We start from the raw sequence: 14850 nt of genomic DNA on the forward strand, positions 1-14850 counted from the left end.
ACCCATGAGAGACGGGGTTCCACGACTGGAGGACGAGATGACCGTAAGCATCGGATCGCACGTGATCGGCGGCGGCAGGCCCGTCTACGTGATCGCAGAGATCGGCTTGAACCATAACGGCGACGTCGAACTCGCCAAGCAGCTGATCGACGTCGCAGCCCGCAGCGGCGCGAACGCGGTGAAGTTCCAGAAGCGCACACCGGAGATCTCGACGCCTGAGCACATGCGCGATGTGCCGCGCGAGACGCCCTGGGGCACCATGACCTACCTCGAGTACCGCCGCCGCGTCGAGTTCGGCCGCGACGAGTACATCGCGATCGGCGACCACGCGACCATGCTCGGCCTCGACTGGTTCGCCTCCCCGTGGGACGTGCCCAGCGTGCACTTCCTCGAGGACCTCAACGTCGTCGCCCACAAGGTGGCGTCGGCGAGCCTGACGGACACCGAACTGCTCGAGGCGCTGCGCGCGACGGGCAAGCCGGTCATCCTCTCCACCGGCATGTCGACGCTCGAGCAGATCGACCGGGCGCTCGAGGTGCTCGGCACCGACCGGGTGGTGCTCATGCACGCCACCTCGACGTACCCGATGGAGCCCGAAGAGGCCAACCTCCGGGTCATCGCGTCGCTGCGCGACCGGTACCCGGGCATCCCCGTCGGCTACTCCGGCCACGAGCGCGGCCTGCAGATCTCTCTGGCCGCCGTCGCGATCGGCGCCGTCGCGGTGGAGCGTCACATCACGCTCGACCGCACCATGTGGGGCTCGGACCACGCGGCGTCGCTCGAGCCCACGGGCCTTGACCACCTCGTCCGCGACATCCGCGTGATCGAGACGGCGCTCGGCGACGGCATCAAGCGCGTGTTCCCCGGCGAACTCGCTCCGATGGCGAAGCTGCGTCGCGTACCGGCATGAGCGCCCGCCTGCGCGTCGTCGCGATCGCCGATGCCGACTCGTTCGTCAAGTGGTCGGCGTCGCTGCTGGCGGGTGTCGACGGCATCCGTCGCCACCTGCTGATCGTGAGCACGCCCCTGACCGTGAGCCGGGAGCAGGAGCGCACGGCACTGGCCGGCACCGGGTTCACGGATGCCGAGGTCACCCGCCTCTCGTTCGACGAGGTCCGAGGGTGGCTCGCCGGCCACCAGCCGGATGCCGTGGTCCTGGCGGGGCGCGGCGCGTTCGTGCGCCTGATCGGCGGACAGATCGACCGGCTCGACAGGCGGCCGGTGGTCGTCGGCGGGATGCCGGGGATGTCGATCCCTGCGCAGCGCGGCGCGCTGGAGTACCGGAAGCACTGCGACCTCGTCGTGCTGCACTCGCACCGGGAGCGGCGCGCGTTCGCCGAGCTGGGCCGGCGGATCGATGTGGACGTGCCGCTGGGGCTCGCGACCCTGCCGTATGCCACACGCACTTCGTTCGTTGAGCGAGCGGAGCGAGCCGAAACGGGTTCTCAGTCGCGGACGCGTTTCGGCTCGGTCGGCTCCGCGGTCCTTGCGGGGGGAGCGGCGGGAATGTGGGGCTCCGCCGGCCTCGCGGGAGGGGCGGGGGGAGCGTCCTCCTCGACCGTGCAGACGAAGGAGCGCGGCGAAACTCGAGCGACACTGCGGCCGCCGGCCACGGACCTCGTCTTCGCGGCGCAGGCCATGGTCCCGGTCGAGCGTCACGAACGCTCGGTGATCGCGGAGATCCTCGTCCGCGCGGCCGAGGCCGACCCGCGTCGTCGCGTCGTCGTGAAACTGCGTTCGCGCGACGGCGAGGCGGAGACGCATCTCGAGCGGGACGCCTACGCCGACCTGTTCCGCTCGCGCCCGAGCAATCTCGTCTTCTCGTACGAGCCCATGGCGAGGGCGCTCGAGCGGGCCGAGGGCCTGGTGACGGTGAGTTCGACCGCGGCGATCGAGGCGCTCGCCGCTGGTGTCCCGGTCATCGCCCTCGACACCTTCGGGGTGCGCAAGTCGCTGCTGAACACCGTGTTCATCGGCAGCGGACTGCTCGGCGGCGGTGAAGAAGTGGTGCGACGGCAGTTCCGGCATCCGCACCCCGGCTGGATGTGGGACAACTACTTCCACCCGGCACCCGACTCGGGATGGTGGGCGGACGTCGAGAAGCTGATCGCGCAGCGCAGAGCCGGAGCGCTCGCTCCGCGGCCGGTTCCGCGGCCGCGCAGCGGCGCGCTGCACGCGGCCTGGCACCGTAAGAGCGTGCTCGGATCGACCGATCGCAGTCTCACCGGCGCCGTCGCGCTGGCTGTCGGGGCGCCGCTCGTGCGCAGCATCCTGTCGCGTCGTCGCGCGTCGGCCGACACGTGGTCCGAGACCGGAACCGACTTCACGCTCGAGCCGGCCCCGCACGTGGACTCGCTGCGCCGCTGACCTCGCGTTCGCGACACGCCCGGAACTCCGCTAGACTGTCACGGTTGTCCGCCTACCGGCATCCGTTCGGGATGCCAGGGCGGACACGTGCACACACCCTCCTGCTTCCAGGAAATCCCTGGAAGCCGTTCTAGTCCGAAGGAGGTGGGTAAGTGACGCACCAGTACGAACTCATGGTCATTCTGACCCCCGAGATCGACGAGCGCCAGGTCGCCCCGACACTGGACAAGTTCCTCAAGGTCATCACCAACGATGGTGGCACTGTGGACAAGGTCGACATCTGGGGTAAGCGCCGTCTGGCCTACGAGATCCAGAAGAAGACCGAAGGCATCTACGCCGTCGTGAACTTCACCGCGACCAGCGAGACCACTCAGGAGCTGGACCGTCAGCTCGGCCTCAACGAGCAGATCATGCGCACCAAGGTGCTGCGTGCTGAAGAGGCTCAGGCGATGGTCGCCGCGGAGGCGAAGCGCTCCGAGGAGAAGGCCGCTCGCAAGTCCAAGGCTGCGAAGGCCTAAGTCCCATGGCCGGCGAAACCGTCATCACCGTGGTGGGAAACCTCACGGCCGACCCCGAACTGCGTTACACGCAGAACGGGCTGCCGGTGGCGAACTTCACCATCGCATCGACGCCGCGCAACTTCGACCGTGCCGCGAACGAGTGGAAGGACGGCGAAGCGCTGTTCCTCCGTGCGTCCGTCTGGCGCGAGTTCGCCGAGCACGTGGCCGGTTCGCTGACCAAGGGCATGCGCGTCATCGCGCAAGGCCGCCTGCGTCAGCGTTCCTACCAGGACCGTGAGGGCAACAACCGCACGGCGATCGAGCTCGAGGTCGATGAGATCGGCCCGTCGCTGCGTTACGCGACGGCTCAGGTCACGCGTGCGGCTTCCGGCGGTGGCGCCGGTGCCGGTGGCGGGCAGTCGCGTCCGCAGCAGCAGCAGGTGTCGGAGGAGCCGTGGTCCACACCCGGTTCGTCGACCAGCGCTGACGCCTGGAGCACTCCGGGCAGCTTCGGCGACGACACCCCGTTCTGAACAAACTCTTCATTTAAGGAAAAACCATGGCTGGAAAGTCGAGCGGCGACCGCCGCAAGCCGCGGAAGGGTGGCAAGCCCACCGCTCCCGCGAAGTCGATCCGGGTCGGCGTCATTGACTACAAGGACGTCGCGACCCTTCGCAAGTTCATCTCGGAGCGCGGCAAGATCCGCGCCCGTCGTATCACCGGTGTCTCGGTTCAGGAGCAGCGTCTGATCGCCAAGGCGATCAAGAACGCACGCGAGATGGCTCTCCTGCCCTACGCCGGCGCTGGCCGCTGAGGGGTACGGACATGGCAAAGCTGATTCTCACGAATGAGGTCGCCGGGCTCGGAAGCGCCGGTGACGTGGTCGAGGTCAAGAACGGGTACGCCCGTAACTACCTCATCCCCCAGGGCTACGCCACGGCGTGGACCCGTGGTGGCGAAAAGCAGGTCGACCAGATCCAGGCTGCCCGCAAGGCGCGTGCGATCCACGACCGCGACGAGGCCGTGGCGCTCAAGGACAAGCTCGAGGGCACCAAGGTCCGTCTGGCCGTCAAGGCCGGCGCGACCGGTCGCCTGTTCGGCTCGGTCAAGACCGCCGACATCGCGGATGCCGTCGAGGCCGCGGGTCTCGGCAGCATCGACAAGCGCAAGGTGCACATCACCAACGCCATCAAGGCGACCGGTGAGCACGAGGCCACGGTTCGTCTGCACGACGACGTGACCGCTGTCATCACGCTGCAGGTCGTCGCCGCCAAGTAAGGCACGACACCGCAACGATCGGATGCCGTCCTCCTTCGGGAGGGCGGCATCCGTCGTTTCGCGGCGCGGGTTCACTCACGGCCGAGCAGCCGCAGCAGGGCGTTCTCGGGCGACGCCGACCGGTCGACGAACCGTCCCTTCCGGGCCGCGGCGAGCACGCGCGGATCGATGTAGCTCGCTCTGGCGACGGCTCTCGTGTTCCCCAGCGCGGCCGCGACGGCGTCGATGGCGGCGCGCTCGCGGGCCTCGGCATCCTCTTCGGCGTGCCCGGCGAGGATCAGCGCGGCCGTCGTCGTGCCGCGGAGCGTGCGGAAGTCCTTCGCCGTGAACGGCTCGCCGGCGCACTCGGCCAGAAAGGCGTTCACGTCGCCGGGGCCGATCGCGCGTCGGCGGCGCCCGTCGCCGTAGCGCAGCAGGAACGCCCGCGGCGGGTGCGCCGGATGGGAGGTGATCCAGGCGATGACGTCCTCGTCGTCGAACTCGATCGTGTGGACGAGGTTCATCTTGCCGCGGAAGGACAGCGTGATGGTCGCTTCGCTCCAGGCGATGTCCGCCCACCGCAGCGTGGTCAGTCCTCGGCTGCCGTAGCGGCGCAGGTAGCCGGGAGATCCGACCCGGATCGCGGTGCGATCGAGCAGGCGGAAGGCCACCGCGAGCACGCGTGCGCGTTCATCGGCGCCGCGCAGGGCGCGCGTGGCCTGGGCCCGTAACGAGGGCAACGCGCCTGCGAGCCGCAGCGCCCGCTCGAACTTCTCGCCGTCGCGGCGGGTCCGCCAGTGCGGGTGATAGATGTACTGACGTCGGCCCGCGGCATCCGTTCCGACCGCCTGCACGTGCCCGTCCGGGTCCGGACTGATCCAGACTCCGGTCCAGGCCGGTGGGATGGCCAGGGCGGAGATGCGCTCCCGATCGGCGCTTCCGACGGCGGTGCCGTCCGGGTTGCGATACCGGAAGCGTCCGCGCGAGCGGACCCTGCGGATGCCGGGCACGGATGCCGGATCGACGCGACGGATGCGCGGCATGACCACCTCCTCCGTGACAGCAGACCGGATGCGTCGGTCGAGCGTCAAGGGGGTTGCGGGAGGGACGTGCGGTGGGCGCGACGGATGCCCCGAGGGACGAACTCGGGGCATCCGCCTTCTCACGTGCGCTGGCGCGACGGTGCCGAGAACCGGCAGCGTGAAAGAGCGCGGGAGGGTTCCCGGCTCCGCGCCGTGCGCACGGACCGGACGGGGACCGAACGACTCCTCCCCCGAGGGCGTCGATCCCGGTCCGGGGTTGTGCGCTACGCCATTCGGCGCGCGTGGGTGAGGGGATCCTCCGCCGTCGGAGCCGTGTCGGCCTGGGGAGCCGGGCTCGGAGTGGAGACCTGGGGAGCCTCCTGTTGGGATACGACGGCGGAGGCCCCGGCCTGGGAGGTTTCGGGGGCGCTCAGAGAGTGCGGGGTGAGACAGCGCATGATTCAGCTCCTGAAGCGATGAGTGATCTGGATGGCGCGCGCAATCGGGGGTGTGCGCGCAGCACCGCATGACCGTCCGCGAGGGACGGCGCGATCACCGATCAGTCAGGAGAGACGTCGGTGCCGGCGACCGCTGACGACGGCAGATCGTCGTCCGGATCGCTGTGGGCCCGCATCCAGCCGTGGAGCGGGCGGTCGGAGGCGTCGCCGAGGCGAGCACTGTCGCTGGAGGAGCCTCCACCGTGACCGGCGGAGGAAGTCGGAGACGTCGACGAACCCAGCGGCGCCGCCGGATCGTCGGATGCCGGTGCGCCGGCATCGCCGATCGGGCCGAGCGGTGACGGTGAGGCTGCCGAGGAGCCCGCGGCCGACGCGGACCACGCGTCTGCCCCGGATCGGGCGGAGTCGGGTTCGGATGCCGCGAGCGCCGCCTGCGCGACCGGTGCGGCGACGGGCGCCGAGTCGACGGGCGCCGAGTCGACGGGTGCGGAATCGTCGCCGGTGGGCGGCGTCACGCGGACGACGGGAGCCGTCGGCGAGACGTCGGGTGTCGTGGGCGTGATGACCGGGATGGTCGGTGCTGTCGGGTTGATCACGTCGGGGACGTCGCCGTCGACCGGGGTGGTGGGGACGATCGGTGCGACGATCGGCAGTACGACGTCTTCGACGATCGGCGTCACGATCGGGTCGATGATGGGCTGGATCACCTCGTCAACGATCGGGTCGACGATGGGGCCTACGACCTCATCCACGATGGGCTGGGCCACTTCGTCAACGATCGGGTCGACGACGGGCTGGACCACGTCGTCCACGATGGGTGTGACGATCGGCTGCACGATGTCTTCGACGATGGGCGTGACGACGGGTTCGACGACGTCATCCACGATCGGGGTCACGACATCTTCGACGACCGGCTCCACGACTCCCGTCACGATCGGTTCGACGACGGGCTCTACGACGTCTTCGACGACGGGTTGAACGACCTCTGTCACGACCGGTTCGACGACGGGTTGAACGACCTCTGTCACGACCGGTTCGACGACGGGTTGAACGACCTCTGTCACGACCGGTTCGACGACGGGTTGAACGACCTCCGTCACGACCGGTTCGACGACGGGTTGAACGACCTCCGTCGCCACCGGTTCGACAACGGGCTGAACGACCTCCTCGACGGCATCCGTCACAGGCGCGACGACCTCGGCCACCGGAGCCGTGACGTCGCCCACGGTGTCCGTCACTTCGCTGATCACTGACGCCCCAGCCGCTTCCGAACCGTCGTCAGCGGCGTGGGCCGTCCCTGTTCCCGTCAGGAGGGTGATCCCCGCCCAGGCGAGGACACCGAACGCACCCCAGAGGACACCGTGCGAGACGCGGTGTCGAACTGCTGTGGGGGTCACGTTCGCCTCCCCCTCCGAAGGAACGCTGTCGACGCACGCTGCACCGATCCGCTGAGGTTACTCCCGGCGACAGACACGTGTCCAGAGGGTGCGGCGGCGAGTTTCGCGGCGTGTCGCCCGGTGACGCGCCCGACCGGACTTGGACTTGACTTTCCCCAAGTTGTGCACATGTGGGTTTGTCGGAGGCAACCTTAAAGCCGTCGTTGAAACTGAATTCCATCCACAGCCTGGGGAATCAGGTAACCGCAGGTCAACAAGGATTAATTCGCTGCATGAAACTGTGTTTCACAGGCTTATCCACAACCGTTGTACACAGACACTCCGGCGTTGTCCGCAACCTCTCCACAGAGTTATCCACAGGCCGTGTTGCATGTGGAGAACGTCGCTCCTAGCGTTATCGAGCGACGAGATGTCTGAGGTCCGTGGTTCGCTGTGTTCGGCTGCGGATGTCGTCGCAGCTGCCGGCTTTCCGGCCCGCCCCGTTCACTGCACCGAAAGGAGCCCTGTGTCGATCGCTGACATCTCGGAGGAGCGACTCGGTGGGCGGCGCACCCCGGAGCGCACCCCGCCTCACGACCTGCTCGCAGAGCAGAGCGCGCTCGGCGGCATGCTGCTGTCGAAGGATGCCGTGGCCGACGTCATCGAGACCCTCAGGGGCGCCGATTTCTACATCCCCAAGCACGAGCTCATCTTCGAGGCGATCCTCTCGCTGTACTCGCACGGGGAGCCGACGGACGTCGTCGCCGTCACCGACGAACTGATCAAGACCGGCGAGCTCGGGCGCGCCGGTGGTGCCGACTATCTGCACACCCTGACCTCGATCGTGCCGACCGCGGCGAACGCCGGCTACTACGCGGGCATCGTGTCGGAGCGCGCGATCCTGCGCCGGCTCGTCGACGCCGGCACCCGGATCGTTCAGCTCGGGTACGACGGACAGGGTGATGCGACCGATCTGGTAAACAACGCGCAGGCCGAGATCTACTCGGTCACCGGTACCGAGACGGCGGAGGACTATGTCCCGCTGACCGTCGCGGTGGATGCCGCACTCGAAGAGATCGAGGCCGCGAGCGGCCGCGACGGATCGATGACCGGCATCCCGACCGGCTTCAAAGAGCTGGACGAGCTCACCAACGGCCTGCACGGCGGACAGATGATCGTCGTCGCCGCACGACCTGCCATGGGCAAGTCGACGCTGGCTCTGGACTTCGCACGCTCCGCGTCGATCGGTCACAACATCCCGTCGATCTTCTTCTCCCTCGAGATGGGCAAGAGCGAGATCGCGATGCGTCTGCTCAGCGCCGAAGGGCAGATCCCGCTGCAGAGCATGCGCAAGGGAACACTCGACCCGCGCGACTGGACCACCGTCGCCGCCACGCGCGGCCGCATCAACGATGCGCCGCTGTACATCGACGACAGCCCGAACATGACGCTCGTCGAGATCCGTGCGAAGTGCCGTCGCCTCAAGCAGCGCGAAGGACTGCGGATGGTCATCATCGACTATCTGCAGCTGATGACGAGCGGCAAGCGCGTCGAGTCGCGTCAGCAGGAGGTGTCCGAGTTCTCGCGAAGCCTCAAGCTCATCGCCAAGGAGCTCCAGGTGCCGGTGATCGCGCTGTCGCAGCTGAACCGTGGACCCGAGCAGCGCCAGGACAAGAAGCCGGCGATCAGCGACCTCCGAGAGTCCGGCTCGATCGAGCAGGATGCCGACATGGTGATCCTGCTGCACCGCGACTCCGTCTACGACAAGGACGTCCGCCCCGGCGAGGCCGACCTGATCGTGGCCAAGCACCGTAACGGCCCGACCGCGACGATCCAAGTCGCCTTCCAAGGCCACTACTCGCGCTTCGCGGACATGGCTCCGGGTGACTTCGGTGGTGGCGGCGGCCCCGGCGGCGACTTCCATTAGTCGTTGACGGCCGGTCGCAGAACGGAGGGCCGGTCATGGATATCGAAAGAGTCGATCCCGCACTGCGGAAGGCGACGCTGAAGCTGCCGTCGACAGACCCCTCGAAAGCGTGGATGCGCACAGTCATGCGGCTGGCCACGCGCATCATGCCGGTGTCTCGGATCGACGGCGTCACGGTATCGAACGTCACGATCGGAAGCGTCCGACTCCGCATTTATCGGCCGGAGACCAGCGGTGGCGGCGGCGCTCTGTTGTGGATTCACGGTGGAGGACTGCTGTTCGGCGACGCGCGTCAGGACGAAGTGCTCTGCGGCGAGACGGCCCGCGAACTCGGCATCCCGATCGTCTCCGCGAACTACCGCTTCGCGCCTGACCATCCGTTCCCTGCTGCGATCGACGACGTCCACGCGGCATGGGTGTGGCTCTGCGAACACGCTCGGAGTCTCGGCGCCGATCCCTCGCGACTCGCCATCGGCGGCGAGAGCGCCGGCGGCGGACTGGCGGCGGCGCTGGTACAGAGGCTGCACGACGAAGATGGAGTGCAGCCGGTGGCGCAGTGGCTGTTCGCGCCGATGCTCGACGATCGCACGGCCGCCGATCGGTCGCTCGATGAGATCGATCATTGGATCTGGAACAACCGTGCGAACAGGGTCGGCTGGAGCGGATACATCGGCGAGGCCATCGGCGCGCAGGATCTTCCGCCGTACGCGGCTGCCGCCCGGCGAACCGATCTGACCGGCCTCCCGACGGCCTACATCGCCGTCGGCGACATCGAGCTCTTCTTCGCTGAGGACGAGGACTATGCCCGTCGCCTGCAGAAAGCCGGCGTCGATGTCGAGTTCGACATCGTTCCCGGCGCGCCGCACGGCTTCGAGAACTGGGCGCGGGACACCCAGCCTGCGAACGCGCTCATGGGCAGGGCGCGCGCGTGGCTGGAGCGCGCTCTGGGCCAAGTTCAGGCGGCTCACAACGAGCGGCGCTGAGCGCGGGTCCGAGACGACGACCCCTCCTGCGCTACGTCACACGGCGACGTAGTCGAATTCCTGGAACGCCGCGACCTCCGGCACCCACCGCTCTGCCACGAATGCGACGTGCGCCGGATGCTGGTCGTAAGCCGCGTACGCGCCCTCGTCTGCGAAGACCATCGAGAACTGGAAGGTGAGGTCGCTCTTCGGGCTGATCTGCGCATGGATGCGGAAGTCCTCCACGCCCGGGATGGAGCTCAGCGTCGTGTGCGCATCGCTGAGGAAACCCGCTTCGGCCGGAGACCCTGCCGGGTGGAAGAGGCGGAAGGTCACGGTGTGCTGAATGCGCGGCATGGATTCATCCTGGCATCACTCGCGAAAGGGCGAACCGACGCCGGGCTGCTGATGCGGGCCGGATATCTCGGGGAGGCGCTCGGCGCGGATGACGCGCGTCAGGAACCCGCAGCCTTGCGGATGTGCTCGGCGACACGCGGTTCGGTCTCGGGCGTGAGCGCCTTCAGCGCGAAGGACGTCACCCACATGTCGCCGTCATCGAGCTGGGCGGCCTCTTCGAAGCCGAGCGTCGGATAGCGCGTCTCGAACTTCGAGGCGGGCTTGAAGAAGACCACGATCTTGCCGTTCGCGTCGGCGTACGACGGGAATCCGTACCAGGTCTTCGGGAACAGGTGCGGTGCGACGTCCTTGACGATGCTGTCGATGCCCTCGGCGATCGCGCGGTCGTCATCCGGCAGTGCCGCGATCGCTTCGCGGAGGGCCTTCTCGCCGACCTCGCGCGTCTTGCCTGCCTTGGCCTCGGCGCGCAGCTCCGCAGCGCGCTGCTTGACCGCTGCGCGCTCGTCCGCTGAGAGTCCGTCCGTCTTCGTAGCCATGGGATGCTCCTTGGTCGTGATGCTGGGGGATGTGTGGATCTGGTTCCAATGTAGGGACGCACGAGTGTCGGCACTTCTCGATTCCTGATCATGTCGGCGGCGCACGGTTCGACTGGCAAGCTGGCTGACGTGAGTGACTCGGCATCCCCTCGGGCGGCGGCCTTCGAACGCGCCAGGCAGGAGACCATCCGCTACCACGAAGAGCTCTACGCGCAGGCGGACCTGGGGGCCGAAGGAACGTGGCTGGCCAAGCCGCACAGGCTTGTCTTCGATACGTTCACGCTGAAACTCGAGTTCGTCAACGACGTCGATCTCGCCTTCGCCTTCTCGTCGGTCGAGCACTTGGCGGATGCTGGACAGATTCGGCAGCTGTTCCGACGGATGAGGTCGGCACTTGTCCCGGGCGGCGTGGTCGCCCTTGGCATCGTCGCCGATCGGTACGAGGTCGATACGTCGGGGTCGAGACGTCCTGCACTTCTCGAGAGCGGGATCTCGGTCGCCGAAGTCAATGACCTGCTCTCCGACTCGTTGGCAGGATTCGAGGTGATCGGTCGCGACGCGCGGCGGGCGGCAGTTCGCGAGCAGCGCGATGGTGAGGAGTACTTGATGTCTCTGACACTCACCGAACCGGAGGATAACGCGCGAACGGGAGGACCTGAACACGCGATCTGCTCCTCCGGATCGTGTGGCCTCCTCCCGTTCTGAGCGCTCTCTCACCCGGGGACGGCGCTCGCCACGCGCTCCTCTCCACAGGCGTGCTCTTCGGGCTGCTTGTCCACAGACGCGGTGGAACGCTGGGGTCGCGCCCTGCACCGGATGCCGAGACGCGACGATCATGAGCCCATGTACCGGCTGACCGACTCCGAGCCCCTCATCCGCCTTCCTGAGGTCACTCCGGCTGAGATCGCAGACACGTACCTCGAGCTGGGCCGCATCGCTGAAGGGCTCCCGTACTTCCGCGTCATCATGAGCGCCGCCGAGGCGAAGCGGCACAGTGCAGAACTCCCCCGGGCATCGGGCGTGATGACGCATGCCGAAGTCCTCGGGCTGATCGTGCCGATCACTGAGACCCTGTTCGATGACAGTGCAACGGTGAGCCCCGCATTCCACGTTCAGATCATGATCATGTTCGGGTTTCCGATGATCCCGGAGTCCCTGGCTCTGCAGGCTGCTTTCGGACGCCGAGTGGGCGAACAGCAGCACCTGAAGCTCGTGCGGCTGGCGGATCGCGCTCAGCGGCAGGGACTCAGCGTCGACGAGTACGTCGACGATCTGCGGCGTCGAAATGCCGTCGAGCACGATCATCTCGTTCGTAAGTTCCTCGGCAAGATCAGCCATGAACCGGATGAATCGCGGTTGGAGACAGCGGTTTCGATCCTGCGCCGAACCGCCGCGCTCGCCCCAGAAGAGCTGCGCCCGCCGGTACTGTGTGCGATCGCCTGGATGCTGTGGGCGAGAGGGCGCGGCGTGCTCGCGCTCGCCCATCTCGCCGAGGCGCTGAGGATCGAACCAGGGCATGTCCTCGCCTGCGGTCTGATGCTGCACTTCAGCAGCACGGTTCCGAAATGGATCCGTTCTCGCAGGGCTCCGTGCTGACGCACGAAAGGGAGGAGAACGCACGGACGGGCGGATCAGAACGCGCGATCCGGTCCTCCGGATCGTGTGAAGTCCTCCCGTTGGTGAGCGCGATCGATCGCCCGTAACAAACGCCGAGTACCGTGGCGGCATGAGCCACAGCATCCGCATCGAATACTGCACCCAGTGCTCCTGGATGCCGCGGGCCACCTGGATCGCGCAGGAGCTGCTGACGACCTTCGTCGATGAGTTGCGCGGCGGAGGCGTGACCCTCGTGCCCGGGACCGGCGGCATTTTCGAGATCCACGCGGACGGCGAGCGGATCTGGTCCCGCGCCGACGATGACGGCTTCCCCGACATCGTGGAGCTCAAGCGCCGCGTGCGCGACCGGATCAACCCGGAGCGGATGCTCGGACACGCCGACCGGGCGGCGGACCGCAGCGGTTCCGGCACAGACTGACGGAGGATCGCCTCGCTGACGCTGGTACCCTCGCGTCGTCGAGCCGACCTGACGATCCTCGAGACCCGAAACGACCCAGAGCCTCCGGACTTCGGCCGAGTCCACACCGTGATCCGCGGAGGAGCGCAGGTCTACAGGGCTGACGGATGAGTGCTCCGACCGCCTCCGAAAAGGAGGAGAACGCACGAACGGGCGGACCAGAACGCACGATCGGCTCCTCCGGATCGTGCGAAGTCCTCCCGTTCGTGCGCACCGGGCCAATAGCGGGAGCAGCGGACGCGCTCAGGAATTGTACGTGATCGTACAGAGGCGTACAATTCGAGCATGACGACCATCAGTGCGAGCGCCGCACGACAGACATTCACGACGCAGCTCGACCGCGTCGAGGCCGGTGAAGAGGTCTCGATCACGCGCCATGGCCGTGTGGTGGCCGTGCTCGTCCGTCCGGATGTCCTCGCGGCGCGACGTGCGCAGAAGGCATGGGATGCCGCGGAACGCATTGCGTCCCGGCTTGAGGCATTCCGCGCCGAACGCCTCCCCGACGTCACCATCGACGCCGCTCGCGCTGATGATCTGATCGCGTCCATCCGTGCCGAACGGGCAAGACGGTGACGACGGCCTTCGATGCCGACGTCATCATCTATGCGGCCACCGCAACACCCCTCGGACGAAGGATTTCGCCGCTGTTCTCTGAATCAGCCGAACGACCGGTGGGCGTCGGGTCCGTGCTCCTGATGACCGAAGTCCTCGGCAAACCGTTGCGCGAGGATCCGGGCTCCGCCGAGGCCGCCGTCCTCTTCGCACTGCTCAGTCGCCTCGACCTGCGCCCGCTCGATGAACCCACTGGCCGGCTCGCCCTGGCGCTCGCCGTCGCGTACGGCTTGAGGGCCGCGGATGCCGCGCACCTGGCGACGGCCGTCGCTGCCGGGGCCGACAGGTTTCTGACGAACAACCGCAAGGACTTTCCGAAGTCGATCGTCGAGATCGACGTCGTCTATCCGGAGGATCTTCCCGACCCCGCCTGACCCTGACACCGGGCAGGATGGAACCAGGCCCGAGAGGAGACGGCGATGGCATGGCACTGGATCGCGCCGGAGTGGGGAAACCCTGACGTCTGGCGATTCGAGGAGTACACGCCTCCCGCTCCAGGCCGGGGCGAGGTCACGATCCGAGTGCACGCCGCCGGAGTGAACCCCGCCGATGCCAAGCACGTCGCCGCCGAGCGCCCCGGTGTCCGCCTCCCCGTGGCGATCGGGTACGAGGTCTCGGGTGAGATCGCGGCAATCGGACCGGACACCGAGATCGGGTCCGGCCCGGCATCCGTCGGAGATGACGTGCTGGCCTTCCGCGTCAGCGGCGGCTACGCGACAGAGCTGACGATTCCCGCCGAGAAGGCCTTCCACAAGCCGTCGACCCTGAGCCATCCCGAAGCCGCGAATCTGCTGCTGACCGGGACGACCGCCGCCGAGATGCTCGCAGTCACACGGGTGGCAGCGGGCGAGACGGTGCTGCTGCACGCGGCATCCGGAGCCGTCGGCGTCAGCGTCCTCCAGCAGGCCGCGCTCATCGGCGCCCGAGTGATCGGCACCGCGAGCCCGGCCCGAGCCGACGAGGTGCGGTGCTTCGGCGGCAGCCCGGTCGCGTACAGCGACGGGTTGGCCGACCGCATCCGCGCGGCCATGGCGGATGCCGGAATCGACCGGATCGACGCGGCGCTGGATGCCGTGGGCACCGACGAGGCCGTCACGACGTCGCTCGAGTTCGTGCCGGATCGCTCCCGCATCGTGACGATCGTCGCGGCCGGAGCGGCGAAGGCTGAGGGCTTCGCCGCGATCGCCGGATCGATGCCCGCCAGCACCGTCTTCCGCGACGACGCGCGCGCACGACTGATCGACCTCGCCGGCCGCGGTGACCTCGTCGTGCCGGTGGCACGGACCTATCCGTTGAGCGAGGCTCCGGCGGCCCACGCCTTCCTGAGCGAGGGCCACCCCGGCGGGGCGCTCGCGCTGATCCCCTGACGGCCGCGCGACCCGGCGCCGCGTACGCTTGATAC

General features: G+C 67.9%; 18 protein-coding genes. 14 read left to right on the plus strand and 4 right to left on the minus strand.

Annotated features, from left to right (window positions below):
* The first annotated feature begins 37 nt into the window (after positions 1 to 37).
* The 6 genes from AC3ANJ_RS00235 to rplI all read left to right on the plus strand — a co-directional run bounded on the left by AC3ANJ_RS00235 (position 38) and on the right by rplI (position 4145).
* Positions 38 to 910, plus strand: a complete 873-nt coding sequence (locus AC3ANJ_RS00235; protein WP_488317676.1) for an N-acetylneuraminate synthase family protein — start codon at positions 38 to 40, stop codon at positions 908 to 910.
* Positions 907 to 2367: a DUF6716 putative glycosyltransferase gene (locus AC3ANJ_RS00240; protein ID WP_488317677.1), complete on the plus strand. Its 1461-nt coding sequence runs from the start codon at positions 907 to 909 to the stop codon at positions 2365 to 2367. The genes AC3ANJ_RS00235 and AC3ANJ_RS00240 overlap by 4 nt, the downstream gene beginning before the upstream one ends.
* A gap of 152 nt (positions 2368 to 2519) precedes the next feature.
* Complete coding sequence (gene rpsF / locus AC3ANJ_RS00245; protein ID WP_406247941.1) at positions 2520 to 2885, plus strand: 30S ribosomal protein S6; 366 nt, start codon at positions 2520 to 2522, stop codon at positions 2883 to 2885.
* 5 nt (positions 2886 to 2890) lie between these two features.
* Positions 2891 to 3400, plus strand: coding sequence for a single-stranded DNA-binding protein (locus AC3ANJ_RS00250; protein ID WP_406247939.1), 510 nt, complete (start codon positions 2891 to 2893; stop codon positions 3398 to 3400).
* 26 nt (positions 3401 to 3426) lie between these two features.
* Positions 3427 to 3681, plus strand: coding sequence for a 30S ribosomal protein S18 (gene rpsR, locus AC3ANJ_RS00255; RefSeq protein ID WP_071641238.1), 255 nt, complete (start codon positions 3427 to 3429; stop codon positions 3679 to 3681).
* Positions 3682 to 3692: 11 nt separating this feature from the next.
* A complete protein-coding gene (rplI, locus tag AC3ANJ_RS00260) occupies positions 3693 to 4145 on the plus strand; it encodes a 50S ribosomal protein L9 (protein ID WP_406247937.1) in 453 nt (150 codons plus the stop codon).
* A 71-nt stretch (positions 4146 to 4216) separates the two neighbouring features.
* On the opposite strand, the gene AC3ANJ_RS00265 is transcribed toward rplI, so the two are convergent.
* Both AC3ANJ_RS00265 and AC3ANJ_RS00270 read right to left on the minus strand, forming a co-directional pair.
* Positions 4217 to 5167 carry a DNA topoisomerase IB gene (locus tag AC3ANJ_RS00265; protein ID WP_488317678.1) on the minus strand — a complete coding sequence of 317 codons (951 nt, stop codon included), beginning with the start codon at positions 5165 to 5167 and terminating at the stop codon, positions 4217 to 4219.
* 538 nt (positions 5168 to 5705) lie between these two features.
* Positions 5706 to 7001: a hypothetical protein gene (locus AC3ANJ_RS00270; RefSeq protein ID WP_488317679.1), complete on the minus strand. Its 1296-nt coding sequence runs from the start codon at positions 6999 to 7001 to the stop codon at positions 5706 to 5708.
* 505 nt (positions 7002 to 7506) lie between these two features.
* Here AC3ANJ_RS00270 and dnaB point away from each other — a divergent pair.
* Positions 7507 to 8907 (plus strand): replicative DNA helicase, encoded by a 1401-nt coding sequence (gene dnaB / locus AC3ANJ_RS00275; protein ID WP_406247931.1) that lies wholly within the window; start codon positions 7507 to 7509, stop codon positions 8905 to 8907.
* 35 nt (positions 8908 to 8942) lie between these two features.
* Entirely contained in the window at positions 8943 to 9890 is a 948-nt protein-coding gene (locus AC3ANJ_RS00280) for an alpha/beta hydrolase (protein ID WP_488317680.1), read from the plus strand.
* A 36-nt stretch (positions 9891 to 9926) separates the two neighbouring features.
* Here AC3ANJ_RS00280 and AC3ANJ_RS00285 read toward each other — a convergent pair whose 3' ends face one another.
* Together AC3ANJ_RS00285 and AC3ANJ_RS00290 are read right to left on the minus strand one after the other, a co-directional pair.
* A complete protein-coding gene (locus AC3ANJ_RS00285; RefSeq protein WP_488317681.1) occupies positions 9927 to 10226 on the minus strand; it encodes a Dabb family protein in 300 nt (99 codons plus the stop codon).
* Between the two features lie 98 nt (positions 10227 to 10324).
* Positions 10325 to 10762, minus strand: coding sequence for a hypothetical protein (locus AC3ANJ_RS00290; RefSeq protein WP_488317682.1), 438 nt, complete (start codon positions 10760 to 10762; stop codon positions 10325 to 10327).
* Positions 10763 to 10852: 90 nt separating this feature from the next.
* Here AC3ANJ_RS00290 and AC3ANJ_RS00295 point away from each other — a divergent pair, with 90 nt between their 5' ends.
* From AC3ANJ_RS00295 to AC3ANJ_RS00320, 6 genes are all read left to right on the plus strand, one after another.
* Entirely contained in the window at positions 10853 to 11467 is a 615-nt protein-coding gene (locus AC3ANJ_RS00295) for a class I SAM-dependent methyltransferase (protein WP_488317683.1), read from the plus strand.
* 138 nt (positions 11468 to 11605) lie between these two features.
* The gene (locus tag AC3ANJ_RS00300; protein ID WP_488317684.1) at positions 11606 to 12358 is read left to right on the plus strand and encodes a DUF4192 family protein; all 753 of its coding nucleotides are present in this window, start codon (positions 11606 to 11608) and stop codon (positions 12356 to 12358) included.
* A gap of 130 nt (positions 12359 to 12488) precedes the next feature.
* The gene (locus AC3ANJ_RS00305; protein WP_488317685.1) at positions 12489 to 12797 is read left to right on the plus strand and encodes an Rdx family protein; all 309 of its coding nucleotides are present in this window, start codon (positions 12489 to 12491) and stop codon (positions 12795 to 12797) included.
* 324 nt (positions 12798 to 13121) lie between these two features.
* Complete coding sequence (locus tag AC3ANJ_RS00310; RefSeq protein ID WP_488317686.1) at positions 13122 to 13409, plus strand: type II toxin-antitoxin system Phd/YefM family antitoxin; 288 nt, start codon at positions 13122 to 13124, stop codon at positions 13407 to 13409.
* Positions 13406 to 13822 carry a type II toxin-antitoxin system VapC family toxin gene (locus AC3ANJ_RS00315; protein ID WP_488317687.1) on the plus strand — a complete coding sequence of 139 codons (417 nt, stop codon included), beginning with the start codon at positions 13406 to 13408 and terminating at the stop codon, positions 13820 to 13822. Before AC3ANJ_RS00310 ends, AC3ANJ_RS00315 begins: the two co-directional genes overlap by 4 nt.
* 45 nt (positions 13823 to 13867) lie before the next feature.
* Positions 13868 to 14815 carry a quinone oxidoreductase family protein gene (locus AC3ANJ_RS00320; RefSeq protein WP_488317688.1) on the plus strand — a complete coding sequence of 316 codons (948 nt, stop codon included), beginning with the start codon at positions 13868 to 13870 and terminating at the stop codon, positions 14813 to 14815.
* The last annotated feature ends 35 nt before the right edge of the window (positions 14816 to 14850 follow it).

The sequence above is a fragment of the Microbacterium sp. STRO-1N genome (genome assembly GCF_057748015.1).

Coding starts and splice junctions, on each gene's coding strand:
- AC3ANJ_RS00240 (WP_488317677.1), top strand. CDS start 907: ATGAGCGCCCGCCTGCGCGTCGTCGCGATCGCCGATGCCGACTCGTTC.
- AC3ANJ_RS00280 (WP_488317680.1), top strand. CDS start 8,943: ATGGATATCGAAAGAGTCGATCCCGCACTGCGGAAGGCGACGCTGAAG.
- AC3ANJ_RS00250 (WP_406247939.1), top strand. CDS start 2,891: ATGGCCGGCGAAACCGTCATCACCGTGGTGGGAAACCTCACGGCCGAC.
- AC3ANJ_RS00265 (WP_488317678.1), bottom strand. CDS start 5,167: ATGCCGCGCATCCGTCGCGTCGATCCGGCATCCGTGCCCGGCATCCGC.
- AC3ANJ_RS00290 (WP_488317682.1), bottom strand. CDS start 10,762: ATGGCTACGAAGACGGACGGACTCTCAGCGGACGAGCGCGCAGCGGTC.
- AC3ANJ_RS00285 (WP_488317681.1), bottom strand. CDS start 10,226: ATGCCGCGCATTCAGCACACCGTGACCTTCCGCCTCTTCCACCCGGCA.
- AC3ANJ_RS00320 (WP_488317688.1), top strand. CDS start 13,868: ATGGCATGGCACTGGATCGCGCCGGAGTGGGGAAACCCTGACGTCTGG.
- AC3ANJ_RS00310 (WP_488317686.1), top strand. CDS start 13,122: ATGACGACCATCAGTGCGAGCGCCGCACGACAGACATTCACGACGCAG.
- rpsR (WP_071641238.1), top strand. CDS start 3,427: ATGGCTGGAAAGTCGAGCGGCGACCGCCGCAAGCCGCGGAAGGGTGGC.
- rplI (WP_406247937.1), top strand. CDS start 3,693: ATGGCAAAGCTGATTCTCACGAATGAGGTCGCCGGGCTCGGAAGCGCC.
- AC3ANJ_RS00300 (WP_488317684.1), top strand. CDS start 11,606: ATGTACCGGCTGACCGACTCCGAGCCCCTCATCCGCCTTCCTGAGGTC.
- AC3ANJ_RS00295 (WP_488317683.1), top strand. CDS start 10,853: ATGTCGGCGGCGCACGGTTCGACTGGCAAGCTGGCTGACGTGAGTGAC.
- AC3ANJ_RS00235 (WP_488317676.1), top strand. CDS start 38: ATGACCGTAAGCATCGGATCGCACGTGATCGGCGGCGGCAGGCCCGTC.
- AC3ANJ_RS00305 (WP_488317685.1), top strand. CDS start 12,489: ATGAGCCACAGCATCCGCATCGAATACTGCACCCAGTGCTCCTGGATG.